This window comes from Cupriavidus sp. WS, assembly GCF_000395345.1.
GTDB lineage: Bacteria > Pseudomonadota > Gammaproteobacteria > Burkholderiales > Burkholderiaceae > Cupriavidus > Cupriavidus basilensis_B.
In genome coordinates this window covers 1-1,712 of sequence record NZ_AQPL01000667.1, presented here as the reverse complement: position 1 = coordinate 1,712, position 1,712 = coordinate 1, and the positions used below count along the sequence as shown (strand labels likewise).

Annotated in this window: 2 protein-coding genes; both read left to right on the top strand. The window is 63.7% G+C overall.

Going from position 1 to position 1,712, the window contains the following annotated elements:
* Positions 1-128: 128 nt before the first annotated feature.
* Complete coding sequence (locus K206_RS0136300) at positions 129-392, top strand: type II toxin-antitoxin system RelB/DinJ family antitoxin (protein WP_011114070.1); 264 nt, start codon at positions 129-131, stop codon at positions 390-392.
* On the top strand, positions 379-660 hold the full coding sequence (locus tag K206_RS0136295) for a type II toxin-antitoxin system YafQ family toxin (RefSeq protein WP_011114071.1): 282 nt from the start codon (positions 379-381) through the stop codon (positions 658-660). Before K206_RS0136300 ends, K206_RS0136295 begins: the two co-directional genes overlap by 14 nt.
* The last annotated feature ends 1,052 nt before the right edge of the window (positions 661-1,712 follow it).

Sequence of the window (1,712 nt, the reverse complement as noted above, 5' to 3'; positions counted from 1 at the left end):
AAGTGCTATATTAGGGCAAAATGTCCTAATCGTCAAGCACTTTAGCTAAACGTTTTAGCCGCTAAACCTTGCCCTTTCCCTTGGCGTGCATTACAATGTAATTCACGAACCCAACCGGAGAACCAATCATGGCTGCAAACCAGCTCGTACAAACGCGCATCGACGGCGCGATCAAGGAAGAAGCGGCGGCCGTCCTGGCCGCGATGGGCCTTACCGTGTCCGACGCGGTGCGGCTGCTGCTCACGAAGGTGGCCCAGGACAAGGCGCTGCCCTTCGAGCCGCTGATTCCGAACGCCACCACCATCGAGGCGATGAAGGAAGCCCGCAAGGGCAAGCTGCCGCGCTTCGCCACCGTCAACGATCTGATGGCCGATCTGCATGCGGCAGATTGAGCGCACCGGCCAGTTCAAGCGCGACTACAAGCGCGAGGCGAAAGGGCAGCACCGGGCCACGCTCGACGCCGACCTGGTGCCCGTCCTGGTCGCGCTCGCCGACGACCAGCCGCTGGAACCTCGGCACCGCGACCACGCGCTGACCGGGGACTGGAAGGATCACCGGGATTGCCACGTCAAGCCCGACCTGGTGCTGATCTACCAGAAGCCCGACGCCGACACGCTGCGCCTGGTGCGCCTCGGCTCTCACTCCGAACTCGGCTTGTGATCGGCGCGGGCCTGGCCCCGCGTCTCACGTTTCATTGACACTTGAGGGGCGCTTTCCGCGCCACCGGCCGAGCTGGCCGACCCCCTTCCTTGGCGTAAAACCTGCGGCGGTGGAGCTGCTGCGATGCTTGAGGATCGCGCGGCCGGTCGAACCGCGGCGACCTGGTTGGGGAGTGTGAGGGGGCTTTGCCCCCTCGCAAGCTCTCGAACTTACTGCCTTCCGCCAGGCGCTTGCGCCTGGCTCTCCTAAGCCGTAGCGCCGAAGGCGCTCCATTGTGGGGTGAGGCCGCAAGGCGGCCGAGGGGCGTAGCCCCTGGGGGGATGGGAGGCCGCTTGCGGCCGGGTGGGATCGAGAAGGGGGGTTTCCCCCCTTCGGCGGCCGGTCATGCTGCGCGGTAGCTTGGGCCGTGTTGCCGTTTTTTTCGCCAGCCTCTGGTTAAAACTACCTGGTTATATAAAAAGGTTATAAAGACGGTTAAAAACCTGGTTAGCATGACCGAAAAACGCGCGTAAACCGTTGTCACGCCAAGGAAAAGCGCGAAGAGGCCGCCCCTCAAGTGTCAATGGATAAGCCCCCCATGTGTCAATACGCTGCCCCTCAAGTGTCAAGAACCGCGCCCCTCAAGTGTCAGTAGGGCCGCCCCTCAAGTGTCAATACCGGGGCAGGGTTCCTAACAGGGTTATCCACAACTTCGGTGGATAACTCCATGCCGATCAGGCACTTAGGCCGCCTCGGCGGCCGCCTGGACGGCTCGACCAGGCCGAAATCGGCCGCTGCCCCCCAAGTGTCAACATCGCGCCGGCCCCGCTGCCCCTCAAGTGTCAACGTCAGGGCTGCGCCGGCCGGCCTCGGCCGACTTGTCCCGAAACTGTCCACAACGGCCGCGCCGGTGGGGCAGGGCAGGGAAGGCCCCGGAAACGGGCCAGGAAGGCCCGTCAGGGCCGCAAAGCCCAGCGGCGAGGGCCACCGGCCCGGTGAGGGGTCTCCTCGTTTTCAGTGCAATAAAGTGACGGTACGAAAAGCTAGCACTGGCGCGGAGGTGGTGTTGGTAG